Annotated in this window: 25 protein-coding genes; 12 read left to right on the top strand and 13 right to left on the bottom strand. The window is 67.1% G+C overall.

Annotated elements, in window-relative coordinates; translation table 11 throughout:
• The first annotated feature begins 11 nt into the window (after positions 1 to 11).
• Both ACYVII_RS15960 and ACYVII_RS15965 read left to right on the top strand, forming a co-directional pair.
• The gene (locus tag ACYVII_RS15960) at positions 12 to 1004 is read left to right on the top strand and encodes a CgeB family protein (RefSeq protein ID WP_460536863.1); all 993 of its coding nucleotides are present in this window, start codon (positions 12 to 14) and stop codon (positions 1002 to 1004) included.
• Positions 1005 to 1013: 9 nt separating this feature from the next.
• Positions 1014 to 2177, top strand: coding sequence for a glycosyltransferase family 4 protein (locus ACYVII_RS15965; protein ID WP_460536866.1), 1164 nt, complete (start codon positions 1014 to 1016; stop codon positions 2175 to 2177).
• Between the two features lie 10 nt (positions 2178 to 2187).
• Here the strand turns inward: ACYVII_RS15965 and ACYVII_RS15970 are convergent, their stop codons facing one another.
• Positions 2188 to 3183 (bottom strand): MauE/DoxX family redox-associated membrane protein, encoded by a 996-nt coding sequence (locus ACYVII_RS15970; protein WP_460536868.1) that lies wholly within the window; start codon positions 3181 to 3183, stop codon positions 2188 to 2190.
• A 52-nt stretch (positions 3184 to 3235) separates the two neighbouring features.
• Between ACYVII_RS15970 and ACYVII_RS15975 the strand changes: the two genes are divergently transcribed.
• Genes ACYVII_RS15975 through ACYVII_RS15985 form a run of 3 tightly spaced genes read left to right on the top strand, consistent with a single transcriptional unit; the run spans position 3236 to position 6412 of the window.
• Complete coding sequence (locus tag ACYVII_RS15975) at positions 3236 to 4354, top strand: glycosyltransferase family protein (RefSeq protein WP_460536870.1); 1119 nt, start codon at positions 3236 to 3238, stop codon at positions 4352 to 4354.
• A gap of 25 nt (positions 4355 to 4379) precedes the next feature.
• Positions 4380 to 5198 carry an ABC transporter permease gene (locus ACYVII_RS15980; RefSeq protein WP_460536872.1) on the top strand — a complete coding sequence of 273 codons (819 nt, stop codon included), beginning with the start codon at positions 4380 to 4382 and terminating at the stop codon, positions 5196 to 5198.
• Positions 5199 to 5206: 8 nt separating this feature from the next.
• Positions 5207 to 6412: an ABC transporter ATP-binding protein gene (locus tag ACYVII_RS15985; RefSeq protein WP_460536874.1), complete on the top strand. Its 1206-nt coding sequence runs from the start codon at positions 5207 to 5209 to the stop codon at positions 6410 to 6412.
• On the opposite strand, the gene ACYVII_RS15990 is transcribed toward ACYVII_RS15985, so the two are convergent.
• The 3 genes from ACYVII_RS15990 to ACYVII_RS16000 all read right to left on the bottom strand — a co-directional run bounded on the left by ACYVII_RS15990 (position 6397) and on the right by ACYVII_RS16000 (position 9278).
• Complete coding sequence (locus ACYVII_RS15990; RefSeq protein WP_460536876.1) at positions 6397 to 7278, bottom strand: glycosyltransferase family 2 protein; 882 nt, start codon at positions 7276 to 7278, stop codon at positions 6397 to 6399. The genes ACYVII_RS15985 and ACYVII_RS15990 overlap by 16 nt on opposite strands.
• Before the next feature lie 124 nt (positions 7279 to 7402).
• A complete protein-coding gene (locus ACYVII_RS15995) occupies positions 7403 to 8428 on the bottom strand; it encodes a glycosyltransferase family 2 protein (RefSeq protein ID WP_460536878.1) in 1026 nt (341 codons plus the stop codon).
• Positions 8418 to 9278 carry a hypothetical protein gene (locus ACYVII_RS16000; RefSeq protein WP_460536880.1) on the bottom strand — a complete coding sequence of 287 codons (861 nt, stop codon included), beginning with the start codon at positions 9276 to 9278 and terminating at the stop codon, positions 8418 to 8420. Before ACYVII_RS16000 ends, ACYVII_RS15995 begins: the two co-directional genes overlap by 11 nt.
• Before the next feature lie 83 nt (positions 9279 to 9361).
• Between ACYVII_RS16000 and ACYVII_RS16005 the strand changes: the two genes are divergently transcribed.
• Positions 9362 to 10510, top strand: a complete 1149-nt coding sequence (locus ACYVII_RS16005) for a glycosyltransferase family 4 protein (RefSeq protein ID WP_460536882.1) — start codon at positions 9362 to 9364, stop codon at positions 10508 to 10510.
• Here the strand turns inward: ACYVII_RS16005 and ACYVII_RS16010 are convergent.
• The gene (locus ACYVII_RS16010; protein ID WP_460536884.1) at positions 10507 to 11559 is read right to left on the bottom strand and encodes a glycosyltransferase family 4 protein; all 1053 of its coding nucleotides are present in this window, start codon (positions 11557 to 11559) and stop codon (positions 10507 to 10509) included. The two genes, ACYVII_RS16005 and ACYVII_RS16010, sit on opposite strands and share 4 nt — an antisense overlap.
• A 73-nt stretch (positions 11560 to 11632) precedes the next feature.
• Here ACYVII_RS16010 and lepB point away from each other — a divergent pair, with 73 nt between their 5' ends.
• A complete protein-coding gene (gene lepB, locus ACYVII_RS16015) occupies positions 11633 to 12349 on the top strand; it encodes a signal peptidase I (RefSeq protein WP_460536886.1) in 717 nt (238 codons plus the stop codon).
• Here lepB and ACYVII_RS16020 read toward each other — a convergent pair.
• Positions 12327 to 13550: a glycosyltransferase family 87 protein gene (locus ACYVII_RS16020; RefSeq protein WP_460536888.1), complete on the bottom strand. Its 1224-nt coding sequence runs from the start codon at positions 13548 to 13550 to the stop codon at positions 12327 to 12329. The genes lepB and ACYVII_RS16020 overlap by 23 nt on opposite strands.
• Before the next feature lie 175 nt (positions 13551 to 13725).
• Between ACYVII_RS16020 and ACYVII_RS16025 the strand changes: the two genes are divergently transcribed.
• Positions 13726 to 14910, top strand: a complete 1185-nt coding sequence (locus tag ACYVII_RS16025; protein ID WP_460536890.1) for a glycosyltransferase family 4 protein — start codon at positions 13726 to 13728, stop codon at positions 14908 to 14910.
• Positions 14907 to 16037 (top strand): glycosyltransferase family 4 protein, encoded by a 1131-nt coding sequence (locus ACYVII_RS16030; protein ID WP_460536892.1) that lies wholly within the window; start codon positions 14907 to 14909, stop codon positions 16035 to 16037. Before ACYVII_RS16025 ends, ACYVII_RS16030 begins: the two co-directional genes overlap by 4 nt.
• Positions 16038 to 16127: 90 nt before the next feature.
• On the opposite strand, the gene ACYVII_RS16035 is transcribed toward ACYVII_RS16030, so the two are convergent.
• Positions 16128 to 16655, bottom strand: a complete 528-nt coding sequence (locus ACYVII_RS16035; RefSeq protein WP_460536894.1) for a hypothetical protein — start codon at positions 16653 to 16655, stop codon at positions 16128 to 16130.
• Positions 16656 to 16881: 226 nt separating this feature from the next.
• Between ACYVII_RS16035 and ACYVII_RS16040 the strand changes: the two genes are divergently transcribed.
• Complete coding sequence (locus tag ACYVII_RS16040; protein ID WP_460536897.1) at positions 16882 to 17982, top strand: P-loop NTPase family protein; 1101 nt, start codon at positions 16882 to 16884, stop codon at positions 17980 to 17982.
• Positions 17983 to 18005: 23 nt separating this feature from the next.
• On the opposite strand, the gene ACYVII_RS16045 is transcribed toward ACYVII_RS16040, so the two are convergent.
• From ACYVII_RS16045 to ACYVII_RS16060, 4 genes are all read right to left on the bottom strand, one after another.
• Positions 18006 to 19535, bottom strand: coding sequence for a tyrosine-protein kinase domain-containing protein (locus ACYVII_RS16045; RefSeq protein ID WP_460536899.1), 1530 nt, complete (start codon positions 19533 to 19535; stop codon positions 18006 to 18008).
• A gap of 118 nt (positions 19536 to 19653) precedes the next feature.
• Positions 19654 to 21009, bottom strand: a complete 1356-nt coding sequence (locus tag ACYVII_RS16050; RefSeq protein WP_460536902.1) for an O-antigen ligase family protein — start codon at positions 21007 to 21009, stop codon at positions 19654 to 19656.
• 39 nt (positions 21010 to 21048) lie between these two features.
• Entirely contained in the window at positions 21049 to 21318 is a 270-nt protein-coding gene (locus tag ACYVII_RS16055) for a PqqD family protein (protein WP_460536904.1), read from the bottom strand.
• Complete coding sequence (locus tag ACYVII_RS16060; protein WP_460536906.1) at positions 21315 to 22196, bottom strand: nucleotidyltransferase family protein; 882 nt, start codon at positions 22194 to 22196, stop codon at positions 21315 to 21317. Before ACYVII_RS16060 ends, ACYVII_RS16055 begins: the two co-directional genes overlap by 4 nt.
• A 398-nt stretch (positions 22197 to 22594) precedes the next feature.
• On the opposite strand from ACYVII_RS16060, the gene ACYVII_RS16065 reads away from it, so the two are divergent.
• Positions 22595 to 23989 (top strand): sugar transferase, encoded by a 1395-nt coding sequence (locus tag ACYVII_RS16065; RefSeq protein ID WP_460536908.1) that lies wholly within the window; start codon positions 22595 to 22597, stop codon positions 23987 to 23989.
• Here the strand turns inward: ACYVII_RS16065 and ACYVII_RS16070 are convergent.
• Together ACYVII_RS16070 and ACYVII_RS16075 are read right to left on the bottom strand one after the other, a co-directional pair.
• A complete protein-coding gene (locus ACYVII_RS16070) occupies positions 23967 to 24722 on the bottom strand; it encodes a hypothetical protein (protein WP_460536910.1) in 756 nt (251 codons plus the stop codon). The two genes, ACYVII_RS16065 and ACYVII_RS16070, sit on opposite strands and share 23 nt — an antisense overlap.
• A gap of 100 nt (positions 24723 to 24822) precedes the next feature.
• Positions 24823 to 25953 (bottom strand): glycosyltransferase family protein, encoded by a 1131-nt coding sequence (locus tag ACYVII_RS16075; protein WP_460536913.1) that lies wholly within the window; start codon positions 25951 to 25953, stop codon positions 24823 to 24825.
• Here ACYVII_RS16075 and ACYVII_RS16080 point away from each other — a divergent pair.
• Positions 25952 to 26185 carry a hypothetical protein gene (locus tag ACYVII_RS16080; RefSeq protein ID WP_460536915.1) on the top strand — a complete coding sequence of 78 codons (234 nt, stop codon included), beginning with the start codon at positions 25952 to 25954 and terminating at the stop codon, positions 26183 to 26185. The two genes, ACYVII_RS16075 and ACYVII_RS16080, sit on opposite strands and share 2 nt — an antisense overlap.
• Positions 26186 to 26424 lie beyond the last annotated feature (239 nt).

The following is a 26424-nucleotide window of genomic DNA, read 5'->3' on the forward strand; positions in this document are numbered from 1 at the left end:
GATGTGACGCGATGATGAAGATCCTCCTGGTCGGGCTCGGGTATCGCGGGTACACCGAAACGTACGAACGCGCTCTGCGAACGTTGGGTCATCGCGTCACCACGTACGTGGGATTGCGGCAGTACGACTTCGCAACTCGGGTGCGGCGGTTCGCCCAGGTGAAGCTTCCGAATGCGCTCGGCGCCAATCGTGACTACTTCTGGTCTGAGCAACACCGATTTCGTCAGTGGTCGCGCCGATCGAAGACCACGTTCGATCTGGCACTCTTCGTCAACTCGGACGAACTAGCCACCGACGAAATCCTGGGCGAGCTGTCTGCCCGCGGCATCCAGAGCGGCCTCTGGCTTCTCGATGACCACGGGATGTCACATCGATCCGCGCTCGACCTTCGCTCTTTCGACTTCCTTGCGTCATTCAATCCGGCTGAGGCGGACGCGCTGACAGCCTCGCTTTCGCGCCCCTGCGACTATGTTCCACAAGGCTTCGCTGCGGTTCCCGAAGTAGCCGGCCGATGGTCTGAACGACCGTTGATCCTTGGAGCGCCGTACCCGAGTCGGCGACTCGCAGCAGATGCGCTCACGAGTGCGTCCATTCCCATTGATCTGGTCGGTCGAATGTGGCGGCAGTGGGTCGAGCCGTCCTCGAATGCTCGGCTGTTCGGTGATGTCTCTCTGGCGGAGTCGGTGCGAATGTCGTCGATGGCACGGATCTGCGTCAATGGCCACCGGAACGCCGACACCGGTGTCAGCCCTCGCGTGTTCGAAATCGCTGGGGCAGGTGGCCTCATCATCACCGACAACCCCCGGACGTATGCCTTCTTCGAACCGAATCGCGAGATGCTCTCTTGGTCTGACCAAGACGAGTTGCTCGCGCATGTTCGGCGCGCCCGGATTGAGCCCGGCTTCGCGCGGCGAGTCGCATCAGCGGGCCACAGGCGCGCCATGGCCGAGCACGCGATCGAGCGACGATTTCAGACGCTGCTCGCCGGTTGGGGCTTTGCGTAGCATGACGTCATGCCCCAGCGCCGCATCGTCCATGTGATCACTCCTGGAGATCACTTTTCGGCGCGCACGGGCTCGGCTATCCCCACAGTCGTAGACGGTTTGGCCAGGGCCGCCGAGCGCTTGGGCGCTGAACGTCACGCCGTCGTGCTCGACGAGTCGACGTACCGTCCTCGGTACGACAGCGCTGACGTCATCGAGTACGTGGGCGCGGCCGGCCCGAGCAGGGTCGAGCGCTACACGGATGCCCTCCGCGGCCGGGCGGGGCTGCCGCGCACAGGTGTCGCCCGGTATTTCGCTCCGGCCGCCGCTGCTCTGCGAGATCAGCCGCCGTCGATCGTTCTCGCGCACAACGCGCCGATCGTGCCGTGGCTGCTGCGCGACTCACCGCACGCCACGTTGCTGTACGCCCACAATGACCTGCTGCGCACATACTCCAAGTCCGAGACGGAGCGGATGCTCATGCAGGCCACGGCCATCATCTGCGTGAGCGAATCCTTGGCGGACCGCACCAGGCAGCGGCTCACTCAGTCGCTGTCCGAGCGCGTGCACGTCGTCGGCAACGGAGTCGACACGGAGCAGTTCGGCCCTGGCGAGGCACGGACGCGGTCCCATCCGCCCCGCGTCATGTTCGTGGGGCGAGTCATCCCCGACAAGGGCCCGGACGTGCTTTTGCGCGCGGCGGCCGCGCTCGGCGAGAGCGACGCCGAGATCCTCATCGTCGGCCGTCCGGGATTCGCGCCGGATGCCCCGCTCACCGACTACGAGCGCTCGTTGCGTTCGCTCGCGGCCGAGTGCCGCTGCGCCGTGCGATTCGAGCAGTTCGTCGAACGTTCCGACTTGCCCGACCTGCTGCGGTCGGCCGACGTACTCGTGGTTCCGTCGCGCTGGCCGGACCCGGCCCCGCTGACCGTGGGCGAGGCGCTCGCCACCGGCCGTCCGACGATCGCCAGCCGCATCGGCGGCATCCCTGAGCTTCTCGGCAACGCTGGGATCCTGGTCGAACCCGACTCCCCCGACGATCTCGTCAAAGCGCTTCGCTCGGTCCTGGACGACGCCGGCCTCGCCGCCGGGCTCGCTGCGTCGGCCAGAGGGCGCGCGGAGGCTCATGACTGGTCGCGCACGTGGAGCGAACTGCAAACGGTGCTCGCAGCCCTGCCGCTGCGCCCGAATTAGCTCCCGCTGCTCAGCTCGCAGGCGGTCGCTCGCCGTGCAGGCTCTCGTAGACATCGCCGATGAACTCGGAGATGTCGTCCACGCCCACGACGGGGCCGCCGGCGAGCATCCCATCCATGCCGAGGAGCACCGCGGTGGGCGTCGGCCAGTCCTGGATCGAACCGCTGACGTAGCCCTCTGGATCGTGCAACGACTGCGGCTCATCGAGCTCCATCATCGTGCCCTGCTCCGGCGCGGTGCGCAGAAGCATCCGTACGTCGACCTCGGGAAGAAGCCTTCTCCATTCGGGGGCCTTCGCGATCACCGCTTCGCACGCCCCGCACGTCGGCGATACGGCCAGCAGCACGATCGGCTTCTGTGCGGCGAGTGAGCGCAGGTTGTGTACGGTGCCGTCGGCGGTGCTGACCGGCACGGCAGGAGTGCGTGTTCGGATGTACTCGAGGTCGTCGCCGGCGCCCGAGACCACCGGCGGCTCAGTCCGCTCAGAGCTCGGAGCGGCGCCCTCCGGCCAGAGGATGACCGCCGCCGTCGCCGCGGCCGCCGCCAGGCCGATCAGCCATTGCCAGCCGAGCACTCCTCCGACGAGCGCCCCACCGAAAAGCGGCGTAGCCCACACCGTGGCCGCAGCGACGATCGCGACAACGGTCAGCCACACGTTCCGCACCACCGTGACACGCGTCACCGGCTTGCGCGCCCCAAAGCAAGCGCACGAGGCGTCATCCGTCCGCATCACGGTGCGAACGACGAGCCAGGTATAGGCGCCCATGAGCAGCACAGCGATGATCGCTGCAATCACACCGAGGACGCTCCCGAGCACGGCCACGGCAACGCCGAGCACGAGCTCACCCCAGGGGTGAAGGCGGCGCAGCCACTCCTGCCGCAGGGGACGCGGAACCCCGATCTCAGCCCAGCCGCTGATGTCGTCCGGATGCCGGAACTTGCCAATCGCGCTCGCGATCAGCACCGCGGCCAAGATCAGCGGGAACGCTACGGAGAGCACGGGCATGAGGTGATGCTACCCACCCGCGTCGCGGGCACGGTCGTCGTACTCTTGCCCGGTGGACCTCATCGTCGTGTCGCTGGAAGCATGGGACGACGTGTGGCGACGCAATCAGCACCTTGTCTCGCGGATGCTGCAAGCGGACCCGGATCTGCGCGTGCTCTTCGTGGAGCCCGCAGCTGACCCGCTGCACGACATGTTCTCGCGGCGCCGGCCGCGTGGCGGCGTAGCGCCGCAGACCGTTCCCGGGTATGACGGACGCCTCCTACGGTTCCGCGCCGTCAAGCTGCTCCCTCGACGCCTCGACAAGCGCACGGATGAGCGGCTCGCGCGCACCGTGCAGCGCGCCACCGCCGCAGCAGGCATGCGCGACCCCGTTCTGTGGCTCAACGACCCGGGCGCCGCCCCGCTTGCGGAGCGCACCGGCTGGCCGACACTGTACGACATCACCGACGACTGGCTGGCTGCCGACCGCGCTCCCGCCGAGCTGGAGCGCCTGCGACGCGACGAAGGATGGCTTCTCGCCAACGCCGCTGCCGTCGTCGCATGCTCCCCAGAGCTCGTACGCCGCAAAGCCGTCCTCCGGCCAGGACCGATCCAGCTCATCCCGAACGCGGTAGACGTCGACACGTACCGCGTTCCGAAGCCAAGGCCTGCTGACCTCCCGGACGGCGCCGCGGTCTACGTCGGCACTCTTCACACCGACCGGCTGGATGTCGCGCTCTGCGAGGCCACCGCGTCGGCGCTGCACGGGCGCGGCACTCTCGTGCTCATCGGACCCAACGCTCTGAGCGCGGGCGACACGGTGCGGCTCGAGTCGGCTGGCGTAGTCATCCTCGGGTCACGGCCGCACGACGACGTGATCGGCTACCTGCAGCACGCGGATGTGCTCATCGTTCCCCACGTCGTCACGCCGTTCACGGAGAGCCTCGACCCGATCAAGCTCTACGAGTACGCAGCTGTCGGGCGGCCGGTCGTCGCCACTCCCGTCGCCGGGTTCCGGGATGCGCACGACGCGCGGGTGACGTTGGCTGCGGGACCCGAGTTCGCGGCTGCGATCTCCGCTCTCGTCCCCTCACCCTCTCGGTTTCCCGCGGGCACGGATGTTCCCGTCGCCGGATGGGACGAGCGTGCCGACGCAATGCGCCGCGTGGTCGCGGAGGTACGCCGACACTGACCGCGCTACGGGTACGATCAAGCCCGTGCGCCCGACCGTCATCACTCCGCCAGGCAGGCTGGCCCTTCCCTCGTGGCGCGAGCTCTGGGAAGCCCGCGAGGTCGCCCTGCGCTTCGGGCAGCGCGACGTCGTGCTGCGCTATCGGCAGACATTCGTCGGCGTCGCCTGGGTGCTTCTCCAGCCGCTCGCCTCCGCCGGCATATTCTCGATCATCTTCGGAGCGGTCGCCAAGCTCTCCAGCGACGGCGTACCGTACTTCCTGTTCTCCTTCATGAGCATGCTCATCTGGACGGTGTTCTCGAACATCCTCTCCAGATCGGCATCGTCGCTCGTCGCCAATCAGGCCCTGGTGTCGAAGGTCTTCTTCCCGCGTGCCATGGTGCCGCTGTCGACGGCCCTTTCCGTGATACTCGACTTCGCGGTCGGCCTCGTGCTTGGCATCGTTCTTCTCTTCGCGTTCCGCGTGAACCCGGGCTGGCCGGTCCTCCTCATACCGGTCTGGGTCGCCATCGTCGGCCTCACCGCCATGGGAATCGGGCTGGCAGCATCGGCGTTGACGGTGAAGTACCGCGACGTGCAGTACGTGCTCCCGTGGGTGCTGCAGATCGCTCTCTACGCCACGCCGATCGCGTACGCCACGAGCTCGGTCCCGGCTACGCTGCGACCGTTGTTTCTCGCGAACCCGCTGGCATGGATGCTCGACGGCTTCCGCTGGTCCGTCCTGGGAACGGCGATGCCGCCGCTGTGGCAGCTCGCCGGGTCATTGGCGGTCGCGGTCGTCGTCTTCTTTCTCGGCCTCGTGGTGTTCCAGCGCTACGAGCGCACCTTCGCGGATCTGATCTAGGCGGCACGATGAACATGCAACCTACCGCGATCACCGCAACGAACGTCTCCAAGACATACCGCATCTCCCATCGCTCGGCGAATCGGGCGAGCGAAGCGCTAGTCGAATTCGCCAGGCATCCGTTCCGCCGATCGGCGTCCGAGCGGTTCGACGCACTGCACGCCCTCGACTTCGAAATCCCGCAGGGTGAGGCGGTCGGCATCATCGGCCGCAACGGAGCGGGAAAATCCACGCTGCTCAAACTGCTCACCCGCATCACCGCTCCCACCACCGGGCGTATCGAGCTGAACGGGCGGGTGGGGAGCCTGCTCGAAGTGGGAACGGGTTTCCATCCCGAGCTGACCGGGCGCGAGAACATCTTCCTCAACGGCACCCTGCTCGGCATGCGCCGGCGCGAAATCGTGCGACGGTTCGACGAGATCGTGGAGTTCGCTGGAGTGGAGAGATTCCTCGACACACAGGTGAAGCGTTACTCGTCTGGCATGTACGTGCGGCTCGCGTTCGCCGTTGCCGCGCACCTCGACACGGAGATTCTCGCCATCGACGAGGTGCTCGCGGTCGGGGATGCGGAGTTTCAGCGCAAGTCGCTGGCGAAAATGCGGGACGCCGCCGCCGACGGTCGCACCGTGCTCTACGTGAGCCACCAGATGCAGACTGTGCTCAACCTGTGCACCTCGGCCATGTTCCTGCAGGCGGGCGAGCTCGTCTTCCACGGCGACGTGAACAGCGCCATGGCGCGCTACCGCGAGTCGTTCGACGACCACGCGGCCGAGCAGGTCGAGGCGTCTCGTCGTCCAGGAACCGGGGAACTGCGCGCAAGGTCGGTGGCGACCGAGGCCACATTCCAGGTCGCGGACACCAAGACGGTCGAGATCGAGATCGGCGACAACGACGCCGGCGGGCAACCCTACTTCGTCTCGGCCCATGTCAACGACGCGAACGGCGTGACGCTCGCGCAGTGCGACTCCCGGGTACACGGTGTCTGGCTCGATCCCTCGCAACCGCAGACGCTGACGCTTTCAATCGACGATCTCTGGCTTCGCCCTGGCCGGTACTCGGTGGATGTCTACCTTTGCCGTGCGGGCATCCTCGACGCATGGGAGGGCGCCACCACCTTCGAAATCCTGCCCGACCTCCCCTACCCGGAGATGGCGTCGGAGGAGGCCACCGCCGGCGGTATGGTGCTGACCGACTTCACCTACACCGTGGCGTAGTCGCTGCGCCCCGTGGGCAGGTGACGCATCGTGCGCCGCAGGAGGCGCCCCTGCAGCGCTCCGGCATGGTCCGCCTCGCGTTCGAGCACCTGCCGGATGTCGTTCAGCGAACGCTGCTGCTCGACGGACTCCACGGGAGACCCAGCCGTCCAGGCCGTCTCGATGCCGAGCACATGCCGTGCGAACTCGCGGTACGCCTCCACGAACGTCGGTGTCGCCTGGGCGCTGATGTAGCCCGGCACGAACGAGAACTGCCCGGGATGACGGCGATACGCGACCATCGCCAGTGAGGACCGTCCCATCTGCACACCTGCGGCGGCGGCTCGCAGCCAGAGGTCGTAATCGGATGCCCGAACGTCCCGGTACCCACCCGCCGCGACCAACGCGGTTCGTCGCGCGAGCATCGTCGGCTGCATCAGCGTGCACATGACGGCAAGGTGCAACGGGACCATTGTCGGCGGAATCGAGACCGGCGCAGAGAGCCGCACGTGAGCGGAGCCGCTCTCGAATCTCACCACTGGCGCGAAGAGGATGTCCCACTCCGTGCTTTTCAGGGTCGCCGGCTGCACGGCGAACCGCCAGGGCAGCGAGACGTCGTCAGCATCCATACGCGCCACGAGTTCGCTGTCGGTGCGCTCGCACAGTTCGCGCATCGCACCGCCAGGGCCGAGCGCCACGTCGGAGCGGAGAATACGGATGCGCCGGTCACCGATCGCATCCACGGCCCCGATCGTGTCGTCGGTGGATGCGTCGTCCCACACTACGAGCTCGGCGTCCCGGGGCATCGAGCGAAGGCTCGATCGCACGGCATGCCCGACCAGCGCTTCGGCGTTGCGCACCGGCATCAGAACCGAAAGTCGCGGCATCAGTACTCCCGTCGCCCACAGGCTAGCCCTCGGTCAGTGACACTCCACCCCCCCACAAAAAGGGGCCCACGAATTCAGCTGTCGGGGCGCGGACCGGGCGAAACAGGAGTGCTGTCTCCAGCGATCAGCCGTCTGCTCGCACGTTCTTGCGGTCCATGCGCCGCCACCGCATGGCGGCCGGGACCCCCGCGGCGATGCCTGCCAGCACCGCACCCGCATTGGCGGCCCGGCCCAGGAAGCCGCGCACCCGCTTCGAGGGTTTGGCCGCATGGTTGCGCACGAGTGCGTGCATGCCGGCACGAGCCTGGAGTCCTACCTCTCGCAACTGCGTGTACAGGAAACGACGTGAGATCGGTGAACCGAGCCCGTAGATGCGACCGAAGAGCACAATCGAGTTGCGATTCGCGAAGTACACGTATCGCTTGTCGAAACGGCTGCCTTTCGCGTACGTGCCGGGACGATGATCCACTACGGCGGTGGGTGTGTAGACGAGTCGATATCCTGCTCGGCGCACCCGCAGCGCGATGTCGCTCTCTTCCCGCATACAGGTTCCGGGATAGCCGCCGTGGATGCCTCCGATCCTCTCGATCGCGGCCCGCCGATACGCCATGTTCGCACCCAGCAGGTGGTCCACGTCGACGTCGCGACCGGTGTCGGCGGCGAAGTTGCCCGTGAAGCGCCCGTCGGGCAGCAGACGGCCTACTGCACCCAGTCCTTGTTCGCGCTCGCCCTTGATGCCATTGAGCGCACAGCCCCCGACTCCGCCTACCGTCTCGTCGTGGAAGGCGGCGACGAGATGCTCGAGCCAGTCCTCCCGGGCATCAGCGTCATCGTCAAGGAACGCGATGATGTCCTCTCGGCACAGCGAGGATCCGATGGCTCGCGACTCAGCGGTATGACCACGACCAAGCGGATTGCGAACATAGGTCACCTCGGACATCGGCTGCACGAGCTGGGCGGTGCGATCATCCGTGGAGCTGTCCACGACCACGACACGCTCCGGCTTCAGCGTCTGACTCTCCAAATGCGCCAGACAGCTTCGGAGCCGGTCGGGCCGATTGTAGGTGGGTATCACGACGGCCGCGGACAGAGTTCGCCCCGAATCGGGTGGGTTCGACTCGTCGGTCACGGGTACCGCCTCACCGCTCATCAGTCTCGCCTTGCCAGTGCTGCAGCTCCTCGGGCAGCCGCAAGGGTTTGTACCAGGCTCTGTACGGTCCGAGCCCCGGGCCGAGGGTCGTCAGGATGGGGTGGCGTGAGCGCCACCTCCATGCGCGCAGCTGCCGCGTGTACATCTCGGTATGACCGGAGCCGGCAGCCTTCGCATCCATCGCTTCCGTGCTGCGCACCCAGCTGAAGTGCAGAATGGCATGTTCCGGAGGAATGACCTCCTGCACGACCGCGTCGGCAGGATGCGCGGGGTCGGTGTTGTTCGGGGCGATGTCGATTCGGTAGAGCGCGTCTCCCGCCATCTGCCGGCAGTGCACCAGGCTTGATCCGGCGCGCACGGCGACGGGTCCCGGGTACGAGGCGCGGCGGCGCCAGAACGACCGGGTCGCCTCGAGAAACACCCCTTTCGAGCTGCGCGTGTATAGGTAGCGCGCGGGATACTCGAGGCCACGCGCCCCTCGCTGATCGGCTGTCTCGATCGCCTCGGCGAAGCGTGCCGGATCGAGCAGCACCTCATCCGTATCGAGCTGGATCACCCAGTCCGCGTTCTCCGATGCCGCCTCCAGCGAGACGCGGCGCTGCTGGGTGTCGCACTCCAGCGGATCCTCATGGATGCGTGAGAAGCGTCCGGAGACGAATTCGCACTTTCCCTGGCTGTCGATCGCCTTCAGCCTTCGAACTGCCTCGTCGATGGGAAGAGGCGAGCCGGTCCACGACAACCCGTCGGCGTCGTAGGTCACGACGATACGATCCACGAGGTCGTAGTAGCTTCCGACGCTCTCCTCGATCCACCAAGGGTCCGCAGCCATCACGTATGCATTGATGCGCATGGTCCGTCCCCTCGTCGGTACATTGTGCCATGGCGCACGGGAGTGGACCACAGGCCGCCCAAGGTGAATCTAGGCTGCTCTCGATGAGGATCGCGCTGGCTACCAGTTCGTACGCGCCGCACGTCGGCGGCGTGGAAGAGCACGTGCGGAACGTTGCCAGAACGCTCCGCGAGCGCGGGCACGACGTCGTCGTCTGGACGATCGACCGCGAAGGCGGTCACGGAGTCCGCGACCTGGACGGAATAGCCGTCTGGGATCTGCCCGCACCGCTCCCGGCTCGCTCATTCCGCTCGATGCTGCACTTCGCTCTCCGGCTCCCGCGTGCCGCGCTCCAGTGGCGCAAAGCGTTCCGGGCGCACCGTCCCGACGTCATCCACGTGCAGTGCTTCGGCCCGAACGGCACGTACTCGAGGGCGCTCGCCGGCCTCACCCATACGCCGCTCATCGTTTCGACGCACGGCGAGACGCTCGCCGACGACAACGCGGTCTTCAGCCGGTCGCGTCTGGCCGTCGGCAGTCTGCGCCGAGGGCTTGCCGAGGCAGCAGCCGTTACCGGATGCTCGCTGGTGGCGATCGACGACCTCGTCGCCCGCTTCGGCCTGCAGCAGGGCCGCGGGGTGGTCGTCTTCAATGGCATCGATCTCGACGAAGCGGCTGGCGACACGAAGCCGGAGATACACGCACGGTACATCGCCGCCATCGGGCGGGTTCAGCGGGTCAAGGGCTTCGACCTGCTCGTGCGGGCGTTCGCGCGAGCGGATCTGCCGCGCGATGTTCTGCTCGTGATCGGAGGCGGTGGGCCCGAGCTCGACAGCTTGCGCGCTCTCGCTCAAGATCTGGGCGTCGGCGATCGTCTGGTGCTGCCCGGCTGGCTGGGGCGACCTCGCGTGCTGAACGTGCAGCGCGAAGCCCTGGTCGGGGTCGTGCCGAGCCGGTTCGAGGCGTTCGGCATCGCCGTGCTCGAGTTCTGGCGCGCCGGCACACCGGTCGTGGCGACAACGAACGGCGGCCCGCCCGAGTTCGTCCATGACGGCGAGGACGGACTGCTGGCGGACCCGGAGAACGAGGAGCAACTCGCATCCGCCCTGCGCAGGCTCGTGGGCAGCTCTGCCGAACGCGAATCGCTCGCGGCGGCGGGATCAGCGCGGGTTACCGACTTCACCTGGGATCGCGTGGCCAACGCCTACGAGGAGATCTACGAACGGGTCGCCTCATCGCGACGCCGCGACTAGGCCGCGGCGTCGTTCCACACGGTCGCGTGCTCGGCAGCACAGCGTTCCCAGGTGAATTCCGCAGACCTGAGACGGCCGCGCTCGACGAGATCGTGCGTGTCCACCTGACCGCCCAGAACAGCGGTAAGACCCTCGGCGATTCCGGGGCCGTCAGGGGGCACCAGCAGCGCGGCTCCGCCGGCCACTTCCGGAAGTGAGCTCGTGTCGGCCGCGACGACGACGGTTCCGGCCGCCATCGCTTCCAACACTGGCAGGCCGAATCCTTCATGCAGCGACGGAACCACCACGGCCTCGGCGCTGGCGATGAGGCCAGGAACGAGCGCCGCATCCACCCGCCCCAGCAATGAGACGCGCGGGAGCGCCCCGAAGAGCTCTGTCCGGCGCGGATGAGGTGGCCCCGAGAGCGCGAGCGTGACACCGGGATGGCTCCCGGCGATGCGCGCCCAGGCATCCGCGAGCGCCGGAAGGTTCTTCCGTTCGCTCGCCCCTCCGGCATGGAGGATGTACGGACCTTCCAGCCCGAGGGCGTGGCGAGCGGATGCGTCCAAGGGAAGCGCGCGCCGGAATCTGTCGTCGACGCCCTCGTAGATGACGCGCACGTTCTCCAGGCCGAACATCTCGACGGCGTCCGCGGCCGTTGCTTCGGACACGCAGATCACAGCGGCGGCTCTGCGCATCTCCTCGGCCGCCGACGCGATGGGCGTGCCCTCGTCGGGAAAGCGCCAGGCGACCACGTCGTGCAGGGTGATCACCTCACGCGCTGCCGGAGGCAACGTGAGACCCATGCGATGAACTAGCGCACCCTTCGGGTAGACCCACCGCCCGACGGCGGCACGCACGCCGCGCCCACCGCGTTCCAGCAGGCCGGCAGGGATGCGCACCGTGCCGTCCAGGTCGGACCTGAGGGAACGAGCGACGACCTGTTCGACCGCCCACTCGTGTCCGGTCTCGTCCAGCGCGGCGGATGCGCGCGCCGAGATCTCTCGCTCGTACACCTGCGCCCCCATCGGCACCGAGGTGGCCGCAGTCGCGATCGCCAGCCGGTTCACGTGCTTCGATCCTCCATGGCGACACATTAATGCCATTCCGGCCGGGCATCCGGCGGTCGGCTACGGTGAGACGGTGACCGAGCATCCCTCGACAATGGCGCAGGGTCGCGGCCGGGTGGGCTGGCGCCGGTTCCTGTCGAGCGCGTGGTTCCAGCTGATTCTGGCGTTCGTGGTGTTCGGCCTCATCCTCGCATTCGTCGCCAAGCCGTACGCCGTGCCGAGCGGCTCGATGGAGAACACGCTGCAGCCGGGAGACGACGTTCTGGTCTACCGCCTGGCCTACCTCGGCACCGTGCCGCACACGGGCGATGTGGTGGTGTTCGACGCCGACTCGACCTGGGGCGCCCAGCCGGCGGAGAACCCGCTGAAGGCAGCGCTGCGTTGGATCGGTGAGGTGACCGGATTCGGTCCGACCGGCACGCACACTCTGGTCAAGCGGGTGATCGCCGGTCCGGGGCAGACCGTCGCCTGCTGCTCAGCGAAGGGTCAGGTGGTCGTCGACGGGCATCCGCTCGACGAACCGTACGTGTCGAACAACCTTCCCTTCGAACCCGGAATGCTGGACTGCTCGTCGAAGCCTCGATCCACGCGCTGCTTCGGACCCGTCACCGTCCCGAAGAACTCCTACCTGGTCTTGGGCGACAACCGCGGCAACTCGTCGGACTCCGCCTTCGGCTGCAGGGGTGCCCCTGTTGGAGACACCGCATGCTTCAGATGGGCGAAAAGCGACGAGATCGTCGGCAAGGTCGTCGCGATCATCTGGCCGTTCAGTCGATGGCGAGCGATCTGACGGAGCGTTGGACATACCGCGACGCGCAGACCGCGGACACGCCGAGCGCGATCAGGTTGACCGCCATGATGACGAGGTACTTCCATCGGCTGTCGACGGGCGCGACGTCTACCAGATAGGGCATGACCCAACGCGCCGCCATCGCAATCACCGCGACGAGCGCCGGCCCACGCCACCGATCGCGGATTGCATACGCCGCCCACACCCACAAAAGCGGAACGAACAGCAGAAAGTACTGCAAGTGAGACACGGGAAGCAGCAGTACGCACGCCATCACGACGTTCCACAGCGAGAGGATCGCGTCGCCCGGGCGCCAGAGCACGAGCGCAAGAACCAGAACGACATACGCGCCGAGGCCGAGGCCGATCGCTGTGGCAAGAGCGGGAAGGTTGGCGATCGGTATGAAGTCGCCGGTCACGGTGAACAACTCGCGACCCACCCCGAGTGCCGACCAAACGGCGAAGTGCTGACTGCTCATCGACTGCGTTCTGCCGAACCAGCTCGTGTACCCGTGCGGCCCATCCACCAGCAGAACGATCACGAGGAAGATCAACACCGCTCCTGCGAAGCCGGCAACGGCCCGCCAGCGACCGTCGGCGCCCTTCCGTAGCAGCCACAGCGCGAAGAGGATCGGCCACGTCTTGATGATCGCGGCGAGCGCGAGCACCGCGCCCGAGACGACAGGAAGCCTTGCACGCTGCAGGAGCAAGGAAACCGCGACAACCGCAAGCACGATGGTGTCGACCTGGCCAAGCTTCAGTTCGGTATCAAGCACGGCGTCACCGAGCATCGTCACGACCATGACAAGAGCGAGCAGCGGGCGCTGCCAACTCTCGATGACGCGCCACAACACGATCATCATCGCGACGATGGTGATGACGCACCCTGCCAGGACCACGCCGGCCCACCACGTCGATATGGCGGAGGAGGTAGCAAACAGCGCGAGAATCCAGGCGATCAGCGGCGAGTAGACGTAACCGGAGGCCCCGTAGATGGACTCCTGATGGATGACGCGACGCGCGGCTTCGAGAAAGTAGCCCAGGTCGGTGCCCACGCCGGACGCCGCCGCCGAACGCCACTCGGCGACGACCAGGATCGCGGCAGCGATTCCCGCCAACGCCCACAGCGCAGCGGAGACCCAGCGCCGCCTCACAGCGCCTGCGCGTCCCTCCGACGCCACCGCTTCGTAGCTCGACGCCATCGTCCTGCCTTTCCTGCCCCGCACGGCCTCTGTTCGAGACAGCAATGATCGTCGAGTTCCACGGCAATGATAGGCAACGCGGGAAGTGAACATTCCTGTCCGACCCGTTCTGGGGTCGGAGTGCGGATCTGTACCTCGCGAACAACGATGCGCGGGCATCCTCACGGCGGATATCGTGATCACAACCGTCCTGGAGAGCCACATGCGCATCGTGCAGATCGTGCCGTTCATCGGCCCGGGCAGCGGTGTTGCAGGGGTGGCCTGGAACCTGGATCGGGAGTTGCGCAAGCTCGGGGTCGCGGTCGAGAACGTGACGTACCCGATGACGGCCGCCGGGCGCCGCAGCGTCCGCGTGCGCGGGTGGCGCACGGCACGCCTGGCGCAGGCCCAACGCATCCTGTCGTTCAGCACCCAGGGAACCCGTTTCACGAAGCGTTACCTGGCGGAACGACCGGACGCGGTGTCCATCTGCCACAACGACGTGATGACGGGCGACATCTACGTGAACCACGGAGTCCTCTACGCGGCGATGAAGGCGCGAGGCAACTCGTGGCTGCGCTACCTTCGCGATCCGACGCACGTCTACACGTATCTGCGCGATCGTCGACGCTATCGCGGGGCCGTCCATCGCGCTGTGGTGACGCTGACCGACGGCGAGGCCGACACGCTTCGGGCCACGTATGGCAAGGTGCGACCTCGCATCGAGGTGATCTCCAATGGAGTCGACCTCGAGAAGTTCCGGCTTCCTACCGCCGAGGAGCGCCGGGCCGCGCGCGCACGATTCAATCTGGACGACGAGGCCCGTGTCGCCCTCTTCATCGGGCACGAGTTCGATCGCAAGGGCCTGCCGGTCACCATCGCCGCGCTCGCCGGGGCGCCGACCGTCTTGCTTCTCGTCGTCGGTGGCGACGAACGGCACCTTCACGATGCACGTGGGCTCGCCGAGCGGCACGGTGTCAGCGAGCGCGTGTTCTTCGCGGGAGAGCAAGGCGATGTCTCCGGATTCCTGGCGGCATCCGACATGTTCGTCATGCCCAGCGTCTACGAGTCGAGCGGCCTCGTGTACCTGGAGGCGCTGGCCAGCGGCCTGCCCGTGATCGCGACTCCGGTCGGCGTGGCCGGGCAAGCTGTGCGAGACGGTTACAACGGCTATCTCGTGCCGCGCGACGCGCCCACGATCGCTGACCGGATGGAGACCCTGGCCGCTGCAGATCTGGCCGTCTGGCGAGCGAATGCGCGCGAAAGCGCCCTCCCGTATTCGTGGGAGAGCATCGCCCGCCGTTATCTGGCACTCGCCGAACGTGTTGCCGCTGAACGTGACGGCGCTGCGCCATCGAGATCGCCGGGAGCGTCCTCGTGACCGAACCATTGCACATCGTTCAGATCGCGCCCGAGATCGGCCCGGGCACCGGTGTCGGCATGGTGGCGTATGCGCTCGAGCGAGAGTTCCGGGCCACCGGCGCTCGCGTCGAGCGCTTCACCCTGGCGGATGCGCGCGGCAAGCCGACGCCCCCTTCCCGCTCACGGCTGCGGCTTGCCTGGGATGTCGTGTGGTTCAGCACGGTCGGAACCGCCCGTGCGAGGAGGTTCCTCGCCGAGCGGCCGGACGCGGTGTCGATCTGCCACAACGACGTGCTGGCCGGCGATGTGTACGTGAATCACGGCATCCTCCCCGCTGCCATGAAGGCGCGCGGACACTACGCCCTGCGGATGCTGCGCAATCCTCTTCATCTGTTCATCGCAGTGCGAGACCGGATGCGCTATCGCGGGCGGACCCACCGGGCGATCGTGGCGCTCTCGCGTTCGGAGGCGAACCTTCTCGTTGCCGAGTACGGTCGCGTACGCGCTCCGATTACCGTGGCCGGAAACGGCGTCGACCTGGAGCGCTTCCGCCCCTCGTCGGCAGAAGAATGCAGGGCTGCGCGAGCAGACTTCGGCATCCCGCTCGACGCTTACGTCGTGCTCTTCGTCGGCAACGAGTTCGACCGCAAGGGCCTTCCGATCCTCATAGACGCGCTCGGTCGCACCGAGGTCGACGTGCGGCTGCTCGTGGCCGGCGGGAGCGAGCGGATGATCGCGGGCGCCCGCGAGCACGCCGCGCATGCCGGTGTCGCCGGAAGCGATCTCAGGGATCGGGTGATCTTCGCCGGGCCCCAGCGGGACGTGCGCACGGCTCTTCACGCCGTCGACGCTCTCGCGCTGCTCAGTGCGTACGAGGCCAGCGCGCTCGTGCTTCCGGAAGCCCTCGCGTGCGGGGTTCCGGTGATTGCAACCCCGGTCGGTAGCGCTCCGGACCTCGTCGAGCAGGGTGTGAACGGCCATCTAGTGGAACCTGACCCGGACGCCGTTGCGACCGCCATCGATGCGCTCCGTGGCGGGAGGCGCGAGAGCCAGCGGGTCTCGGCTCGTCGGTCCGTCGAGATGCACGGTTGGCGCGACGTGGCGCAACGCTATATGTCTCTGGTCAGTTCGCTGCGCGACGACTGACGGCCCGGAGCAGGCACGGCTGCGCTCGAGCGCCGAGACCGAACGGCGGCAGCGCCGAAATGGCGCGGCCACCCTTGGCACAGACGGGGATTACGGGCACTTCGGGCAGGGATTCGTGTTGGTGATGTCGATCTGAACGGTTCCAGAGCCGCTCTGACCCTGCCAGGTCCAGCTGAAGTTCAGCGTGCCCGCGATCGATAAGTTGGGGCTCGACCCGTTGTTGAAGAAGTCGACGGAGACCGTCTGGCAGCCCTTGCTGGTGATCGAGAACGTCGTCGGAGCGATGTTCACGGTCTGCGACGAGCAGCCTCCACCCTGGGTGCACACGGTCATCTGCGCCGATGAGGGCAGAGTGAACGTGATGGGCTGAGTCGCGCTGGCAGGCAGCGTGGCACAAATCTGCAGCGTCGCGATGTAACCCTTGTCGTACGGGGCCTTACAGGAGTTGCCGGGCGTCTTGCACCCGGAACCCGTCTGCGTGGCCGTTACCGGCTGGGATGCGGAGGCGATCGGGATAGCAGTCGCCACTGCAATTGCTGGCACGGCCCACACGGCCGCTTTCGTCACCGTTCGGCGACTGATGCCGGTTGGCTCGCCGGCCTTTTCCTGGTCACTCATTTCGCGTACCTTTCCTGAACGTCGAAGTGCTGTGTGTTCAGTTGTGCATCGACAGTTCCGCTACCTGTGTCCGAGAGCCTTTGGCGACGCATGAGATTCGCTCAACTCTACGAGCACGGAGTCGCCAGTCGCAAGGCGAAGCGCCTAGTGGGACCTCGTGAGGTGTCCCCAGTTCGGGTGCCCGAGCCCGTCCGCACGCGGCCGGACGCCCGGTAGTCTCCTTCGCATGACTCGCGGATTCACGGTGCGCTTGATGGATGTCGTCGCACGCGTCCTGGTAGCCGATTCGGTTACGCCGGAGGTCACTGCTGAAGTCATTGATACATGGCGAGACCTCCAGATCGCCGATGGCAACCCGCACGATCTGCTGGTCGCGTTGGTGCCCGACACGGACACCGACCCTGCGGAAGCCGACGTGAGCATCACCGTGGAGCCGGAGGAGAGCCTGGGCGAGCGGATGGCCTCGCTGCTCACCCTCGCGGCCCTCGAGCGTATGAGCGGACGTGCCGTCATGCTCCACGCTGGCGCCATCGCACTCGACGACGGCGGAGTCATCGGCTTCGTCGGACCTTCTGGACGGGGAAAGACCACCGCCATGACGGTGCTGGCACGGACGCACGCCTACGTGACCGACGAGACGCTCATGATCACCGGTGATGGTTCGGTCACCCCGTACCCGAAGCCGCTCCTGCTCGGTCGGCGTCCGGAGGTGAAGCAAGCGCATCCTGCCTCGTCTCTCGGCCTCCGCCCGCTCGACGAGACGCCTCTGCGGCTCGCCCGCCTCGTTCTCCTCGATCGCCGCGAAACGGCCGGTCCCCCGTCGGTCGTGCACGTGCCCATAGTCGAAGCGATGGTCGAGCTCGCCAGGGAGTCGAGCTACCTCTCCGCCCTCCACGAGCCTCTGCACGCTCTTGCGAGGATGATTCTCGCCACCGGCGGGGCGCTGCGTCTGACCTACTCGGAGGCGATGACGTTGCCGGACGCCCTCCACGAACTGATGCTCGACCCCAGCCGGCCGAAACCGGATGTGCGCAGCGTCGCACCGGTACCGGTGAGCGGGGTCGCGTCATCAAGCTGGGTCCGCGCGCCATACACGGACGCGCTCCTCGTCGATGATCGACTCGTAGTGATGCATGAGCAGACGATAACGGTGCTCGACGGCATCGCCCCGACCCTATGGCAGGCCGCTACCGGCGCCTCGATGGAGCAGCTGACGCGGGCGGTGCTTCGAGAGCATCCCGTCCCGCCCGAACTCGATGACCCGGACGCGGTGGTCGCGTCGGTCGCAGAAGAGCTCGGGCGCGCCGGACTCCTGCACTGGAGCTGACGTCGGCGAGCGCCATCGATCGATCAGCCGCGACGGCGACGACGAACGGCGTCGTGCTTCTCATCCGCCGGTGCCGGCATGTCCTCGCCCGGTGTGCTCACAAGCCGGTCGAGATCGCTCAGCATCTCCTGGTCGTCGGCGAACGGCACAGGCTGCGGCGGCATGGCACGCGGCTCCGACTCGCTCGCTCTCTGACCGTATTCGTACCGCGAGTAGGGAGTCGAATCGATTCCCCTGAGCGGCACCTTGTTGAGAACGATGCCGAGCGCTCTGCCGCGCGCCTTGCGGAGCGTGTCGAGCGACTTCTCAACGACGTCGTAGTTCGTCTTGCCGTGGGAGACCACGATCAGCGCGCCGTCGCCCTGGTGTGCGAGCACGGCGCCGTCCGTCACAGGGAGCAGAGGCGGCGAGTCCACGATGACGATCGAGCTGCTGGCGAGGTCGCGCAGCAAAGTCTTCATGCGCGCCGAACCGAGCACCTCGCTGGGATTGGGCGGAACCGTGCCCGCGGCAAGCGCGAGCAGATTCGTTGACTGCCCCGTGCGCTGCAGCACGTCACCGAGCTCGGCGCGCCCGGCAAGCACATCACTGAGTCCGGCGCTCGCCGAGACACCAAGCACTTTGGCGACGCGCGACCGCCGCAGGTCGCCATCCACGAGCGTCACCCTGACCCCGCTGAGCGCGAGCGCCACGGCCAGGTTGCACGCCACGATCGACTTGCCGTCGCCCGGCAGCGGGCTGGTGATCACGATGATGCGCGGCGGATTGTCCACGTCCATGAACTGCAGGTTCGTGCGGAGGGTGCGCAACGCCTCGGCCACGGCGAAGCCCTGTCCCTTGCGCGCGTTGCTGTCGTAGATGCCGTCGTCGCCGGTCTGCTTCGCGTACGGAATGGTGCCCACAACCGCGACGCCGGTGCGCTTCTCGAGGTCGGGAGCGCCGCGAACCCGCCGGTCGGATGCCGTGCGCATGAGAGCGAACGCGACGCCGAATCCCAGCCCGAGCAACGCGCCCACCAAGAGCGAGGTCTTCAGGTCGGGAAAAATCGGCGCACTGGGCAGCGCAGCCGAGTCCGCGAGCACGACGGAGACCGGCGCGGAGCCGGGCGTTCCGTTGCCGACGTACTTGTCGATGGTGTGCACGAGGCCCTGCACCCACGCTTCGGCGATCGCCCGCGCTGCCTGCGGCGTTGAGGCTTGAGCCGTGATCTGGAGAACCACCGTGTTCGGCGGATTCGTCACCGTCACCTGGTTGATCAGCTGCTGCGGCGTGGTGTTGAGGCGGAGGTCTTGGATGACGTACTGGGCGACGTCTCGCCAGCCCGCCATGCTCAGATAGTTCGGAATCTCCGCCGTCGCCGCCGGGTCGCCAGTGATGTTGAGGTTCTTCTGGTCGGCCGTTTGCTTCGACTTGACGAAGCCACTGGCGGTCGCCTGGTACACCGGCGTCTGCAGCTTCACCCAGCCGTACGCGGCCCCGGTGCCGACGACGATGAGCAGGACGATGGCAAGCCAATGGCGGCGCAGTCCGCGCAGGTAGTCTCGCAGTTCCATGGGCTCTCCCAGCCGTTTTGGTCTGTCCCGATCACAGGCCGGAACGACGGCGCCGTGGTGCGTCGATCGTTCCGATGATCATACGCAACCCGTGCCGAGGCTTTGAGGGTACGCACCGTCACTTCCCAGCAACTGTGATCAGGTGCCCCATGAGAGGCATCGAGCGGTGGGTCGGCGCGCCAGGCGAGCGTTCACGCGCGAGAGCCTCCGCGCCGAGGCAGATGCCAGCGATGACAAACGGCACAGACACGGAGCTAGCGACCCAAAAGAGATCGAACTGAGCCTGAACGATGCGGCTGAGCGTGACAGCAAACGCGAGCATCCCGTACAGCGGGTTCACCCGCCACAGCACGACAAGCATGCCCACCCACATCACTACGAAGGCCGCCAGCCCGACGATTCCGGATTCGGTCACCACCTCGACCTCTGCCTGTGGCGGCTGGAAGTTCGCCCACCCTCCCTGGTACCAGAAGCGCAGACCGTGCCCGACAACGGGGGACAGCTTGAACCAGGCGTACATCTGGCGCAGCCAGTCGATCCGCTGGTGTGTCGAGTTGAACTGGTTGTCGGAGCTGAGCTGGCCGAGAACCATCGCCACCACGATCCAGATTCCCGGAATGATCAGCACGAGCACGAATCGGGAGTGGCCGCCGCTGCCCTTGCGCATGGCAATGAACACGATCGCGACGATCAGGCCGATGATCGCCTGCCGTGACTGCGTCATCACGATGCCGATGCAGAACAGCCAGAAGGAGAAACGCGCCCACCGCTTCGACCACTCCATCCACACCGGGTTCACATAGGCGATCACCGCAGCGAACGCGAGCGTCGTGCCGGCGAAGTTCTTCTGCATCGGGAACGGCCACGACGGGTAGACGGGGCCGAGGTTCCCGTGCGCGTACTGCAGTACGCCGGCGGCAATGGTGCCGACGGCGATGACGGCCGAGCCCGCCACGATCAGCAGCAGAGCGAGGCGCGCGTATCCGGCCCGCCCGAGCGCCCACCCGACGACCAGTGCCCCGGAGACAAGCAGCCAGGCGTGGAACCACTCGATGGTGTTCGCCGCGAACGGGACGAGGATCACCGTGAACAGGGTGGCGAACTGGTAGACGAAGTTCAGCCAGAGCATCCAACGCAGCGGGGCGCTGTATGGGCGCTTGCCCAGAAGGATGACCGTGCCGAACGCGGCAGCGAGTGCGACGTCGGAGACGGAAAGATCCGTCCCGCCGAAGCCGGCGCGCTCGGTGACGAGCATCAGCGGCATCGCCATGAGCGCCACGGCGAGCGGCACGCGCGGCATCAGCGACGCCGCCACCACGACCGCCGCCACCGCGAACGCGGTGTAGGCCCCCTGCGTCGAGTGCTGCTGCAGCACGATGTAGGTGGCGATCACAGCGCCGAGCGCCATAAGCACCCAACGCCATGTGTTCGCCCACCATTCGGTGAGGCGCGCGAACCACGCTGAAGAAAGCATTGGCGTGGCCTCCCCCGCGTGCTCCGATTGCCTCTAGTATCACCGCGCTTCGGCTGGTACCAAAAGGCCGAGTTCGATCAGCTCGTCCACGAAGCGCTCCACCTCGTCGCGGATGTCTGCAGCAACGGCATCCACATCCTCCGCGACCCGCTCCGCGATGTCGCCTCTCGGCCCGTCGAGTGCCTTCAGCCAGATGATGCCTGCTGTGCCTTCGAAGGCGAGAATAGGTCCGTCCGGCAGCCGGCCTGCATAGACCGCATCGCCCTCCTCGATCACACCGACGCCCTCGGCGACCCGCAGGCGCATCATCGCGGGCTCCTCGCCGCGAAACGGCCGATGATCTCTTTGGCGCCGAGCAGTTGCCGGGACAGGAACGCCCGAACGATGTCGCCTCTGCTCGGCTCGTGCCCGAGATCATGCCGCAGCTGCTCGACGTTGACCTGCAGCGCACGCTTGGCCAGTCGAGCGGCGTCGCCCCTGGTCTCGGATGCGCGTATGCGCCCCCACCACTCCGCGGTCCGGGTCCCGCCCTGCGAGACCGCCCGCCACAACGGATAGTCTGCGGCCCCGCGTCGACTCTCGAGTGTGCCCGTGGCGGCGGCGAACGCCGTCTGCGCGCCCAGCTGGGCGACGCATGAGGCGATCTCGTCCGGATCGAGACCGGGATTGGTGATCCACGCGACGACCGGATCCTCGTGCAGCGAGGCATCCCGTGCGTCGTTCAGCACGAGCAGGGTCGCCTGCATGTGAATCGAGGGCACCCAGCCGCGAGCACCGCGCAGCTCCTGCGCTCGACGCTCCCGCCACAACAGGTCGAACGCGTCATCGGCGGCACGGCGAATGCCGGGGAACCGGCGGTGCAGATCGAAGAATCCCCACGTGTCGTGCGCGTAGGTCTGCGCGTGGCCGAACGGCGATCCGAGGTCGAACGTGCTGAACACCTGCCAGCCGTGCGCGAGAAGCGCTTCGTGCATCGTAAGGACGTGGGCGGGACGTACGAGGGCGTCGACATCGGTTCCGAGCACGACTTTGGGGCGAAGCCGCGTGTCTACCGCGTCGCCCTTGATGTGCAGCAGGTCGGCACCTGCGTCGTCGGCGATCACCTGCACGGCTGCCCTGGCGAGAGCGAGTCGCGCCGTGAGCGGGATGTTCGCGCGCTCCGTCGATTGCCCGCCCGCGGCCTCCATTCGCACAGCCTATCGGCGAGACCGCCGCTTGCCATGCGGCCCCCGGTTTGGGCACTTACCGCAACTCCACGCCGAACCTAGGCTGGGCCGCACGAGGCAGTTCATGAATTTGCTTGCGCTGTTGACCTGAACCCGAATTCTCGGTCGGATTCTTGTGCTCCCTCGTTCGCGTCTACCCGAGGCGCGGTACCCGAATAGCAGGAGCACGCAATGTGTAACGCGTCTCCGGTGTCTTCCGTGCCCGAACGGAGTCACCGATGACGGCCCAGGCGCATGGCCTGGTGCCTTCTCCGGCCCCGGCCGCAGCAGTTCGAATTCGGCGGCACGTCCCGCCGAGGACCGCCCCCGCCCTCGCCCGTCGCGACCGCTGGCAGCGGGCCTACCACCGTCGCCTTGTCGTGGTCGACCTCGTCGTCGTTCTCGCCTCCGTGGCGCTTGCGGCGTGGATTCAGATCGCCCTCATCGCCGACCTGCGCATCGCCGACATCAAGACAGCCCCCTTGCAGTACCTGCGTGTGGCGCTCCTCATGAGCGGGCTGTGGCTGTTCTCGCTCGCCTGGTTCCAGAGCAGGGCCCAGAAGGTCATCGGCCAAGGCACCGCGGAGTACCGGCGCGTGATCAATGCGACGGCTGTCGCCTTCGGTGTCGCGGCGATCGGCTTCGTCATCATGCAGTCGCAGGGCATCCGCACGCAGCTGCTTATCGCGCTGCCGCTTGGCACAATCGGCCTGCTCGCCGGCCGCTGGGCGTGCCGCCGTTGGCTGGTGAGCCGACGTGCGGACGGCGATTACCTGTCGCGGGCGCTTGTCGTCGGCACGCGGCGCGATGTCGCCTATGTGTCCGACGCTCTGCGCGACGGAGGCTCAACGGGGTACCAGGTCGTCGGGGTCGTGCTCGACGAGACAACGGTGGATGACACACCGCTGCTGATCGACGGACGCCCGGTCGCGTCGTACAACGGCTTCGACAGCGCGGCGTCGATCGCCCAGCAGCTCGAATGCGACGCGGTCGTCGTGGCAAGTACCCGCCCTGACGACCCCGAGTACGTCAAGCGGCTCTCCTGGCAACTGGAGGGCACCGCAGCCGAACTCGTGCTCTCGAGCCCGCTCGCCAACGTCGCCGGCCCGCGGATGGCGCTGAAGCCCATCGAGGGGCTGCCACTGATCCAGGTTGAGATCCCCACCTTCGAGGGCGGGCGCTACGTGGCCAAGCGGCTCATGGACATCCTGATCTCGGCCGTCGCGCTGGCCGGCATCGCCATCATCGCCCCGTTCATCGCGCTCGCGATCAAGCTCGACACGCCCGGTCCGGTCTTCTTCAGCCAGGACCGCGTCGGCCGCAACGGCGAGCGGTTCCGCATGTACAAGTTCCGGTCGATGATCGCGGATGCGCACTCTCAGCGCGCCGCATTGCACACGCGCAACGAGGGGTCGGGTCCGCTGTTCAAGCTGCGGGACGATCCGCGTGTGACCGCGGTCGGTGCCTTGCTGCGCAAGTTCTCACTCGATGAACTGCCGCAGTTCTGGAACGTGCTGATCGGCGACATGAGCGTCGTCGGGCCACGGCCGCCGCTGCCCGAAGAGGTCAGTACCTACGCGGGAAGTGTGCACCGCCGGCTATACATCCGCCCGGGCATCACTGGCCCGTGGCAGATCGGCGGACGCAGCGACCTCTCCTGGGATGAGAGCGTGCAACTCGACCTGCGGTATGTGGAGAACTGGTCGGTGCTGTACGACCTCAAGATCGTCCTGCGCACACCGCACGCGGTGCTCAAGCGGCACGGCGCGTACTGACCGCTCTCCCCAGCACCAAGGTCAGCGCGCCGGTGCCCAGCGCGATCAGCACAAGGTAACCGGTCGTGGCGACCACGCCGTCGGCGAGCGCTGCCACCGCCAGGGCGCACAGCCACACGGCGGCCGCCACGACCAGGGTCGGAGGTCGCCGCAGCACCGCGTCACGCAGGCCGGGGAAGCGTCCCCGCGCATACACCGGCGCGAGCACGCCCACCAGCAGCACCGCACCGATCGTGTCGCTCGCCCGGTGCGAGTATGTCGCGACCGAAGCGACCGCGTCGATGACGACGGCGGCGATCGCGAGGGCGTCGACGACGCGACGCCCCTTCGCCCAGGGCCACAGCCGGAGCACGATGAGCGCGATGGCGCAGGTGATGACCACGTGCCGGCTCGGGTACGAGTTGGCGCCGTGTGCGACCGCGGACGACAAGCGTGCCAGCACGTCATCCCGGAGCCATCCGCTGGCGAGGATGACGGCACCGGCGGCGAGCAGGCACACCAGCGTGTCGGCCCATCGCTTTCGTACCAGGGCGACGACGACCGAGATGGCAGCGGCGGCACCTGCAGCCGCCGGGCACGCCCACCTGAGCACCGAGAAGGATCGCACGGCAGCGTACGGCTGACCGAGGCTGTGGCCGTCGACCATAAGGCCCCACGGCGTCAGCACGGCGAGCGCATACAGCACGAGGAAGGCGACGGCGAAAGCCGCGCTCCACCCCAGCGAACGGCGCACGCAGACCACGGTACCGGGCACGCGCCATCCGTCACCGGATGCCTGCGATATTGCGCTCCGTCAGCAGGGTGCGCGCATCACGGGACGGGCACGCGCTCCGTCAGCAGCGCTCGAGCTCTTCGGCGACCACGGCACGGATCCGCTCGATGAACCGCTGCTCGGAGAACGCTCGAGCGTGTTCGCGGATGCCGTCGGCATCCCACGAGGCCCGCAGCAGCTGCTCAATCCCGCCCGCGATAGCGGTCTCGTCCGCGTACTCGAAGAACACCCCGGTGCGGCTCGGAACGACCGTGTCGAGGTATCCGCCGCCGCGGAGAGCCGCGGTGGGCTTGCCGAATCCGGCCGCCTCCAGCGGGGAGAGCCCGAAGTCCTCGTAAGAGGCAGCCACGAGGCCCTCGCAGTTCTCGTAGAGCCACCGCAGCTGAGCATCGCTGACGCGACCGGCGAGAACAGTGCCGCCGACCCGTGCCGCAAGCGCAGCGAGCCGGGCCCGTTCGGGGCCGTCGCCGACGATGATGAGCGAGACACCGGGCAGCTGACCGACCGCTTCGATGACGCGGTCGACGTTCTTATAGGGCAGCAGCCGCGCTACGCACAGCATGAACGGCGTCTCGACGCCGGGCAGGGCCTGCGTCTCACCGCCTGGGGTGAACGTAGCCGGCGGGGGCGGGATCACCTCCGCCTCGATGCCGTAGGCGTCGGCGACAGCCTGCTTGACCACCGTCGAGTTCACGATGTAGCGACTCGCCGAGTGTGCGGCCCGCTGATCCCACTCGCGCAGTCCGGGACCGAGCAGGCGAATGGCGGCGTCGATGCCGCGGGACCGCATCGTCGCGCCGTGCTCGGAGCCCGCGTACCGATCGGTCTGGTACAGCCAGCGCGCCGGAGCGTGGCAGTAGACAACCTTGCGTCCCTTGGTGGGAAATCCGTGTGCCCATCCGCTGGAGCTCGTCAGGAGCACGTCGGCGTCGATCGGATGCTCCCCCACCGCAGACGCCAGCATGGGCAGCGCGAGGCGATGGTGGTGGCGTAGAACCGACATCCTGTTGATCGGTAAGGCTTCGACGTCGACCTTGGAGAACTCGGGAAAGGTCGAGGTCTGTTCATAGAGCGTGGTGTGCAGCACGGTGTGCGGAAAAGCATGCGTCAGCGACAGCGCGACGCGTTCCGCGCCCCCACGTTGGGTGAGGTAATCGTGCGCCAGAGCCACGGTCGGGTCCGCGGATGACATGACGGCCGCCTACGGGTTGCGACCGCTGCGCGACGGCGTGGTATTCGGGTTTTCGGGCATGAACCCAGACAACGCGAACCAAGTCGAGGATTACTCAAGAAAGATGCGGCTTCACCCACCGACTTGCTCAGCGTTTGAACCCGCGCTGCTCAACGGCAGGGCCGGAACTGCTGATTGCGGCGCCGAAACGGCGTATGCAACCCACCTCAACGTATCCGTCGCCGGGTTCTGAACGTGAGAGCTTGTCACGATCTTGAGGGAGTCTTGATCATCCCTATTTAAAAGAGGTCGGGTTAGGCCAAGTTGTGCCCTCCGGCAGCCATCGAGCTCAAGGCTCGATCTGCGGCCGCGTCCCGTGGAGTGGTGTAGATCTCGGGCGCCGAGTGTCACGTCGTGAACGTGGTGAGCCATCGTGCGATGGTCAGTGAGAACTGTCTAGGAATCTCACGGAAGGACACAAGGCACGATGGC

The organism is Humibacter ginsengiterrae (assembly GCF_054780115.1).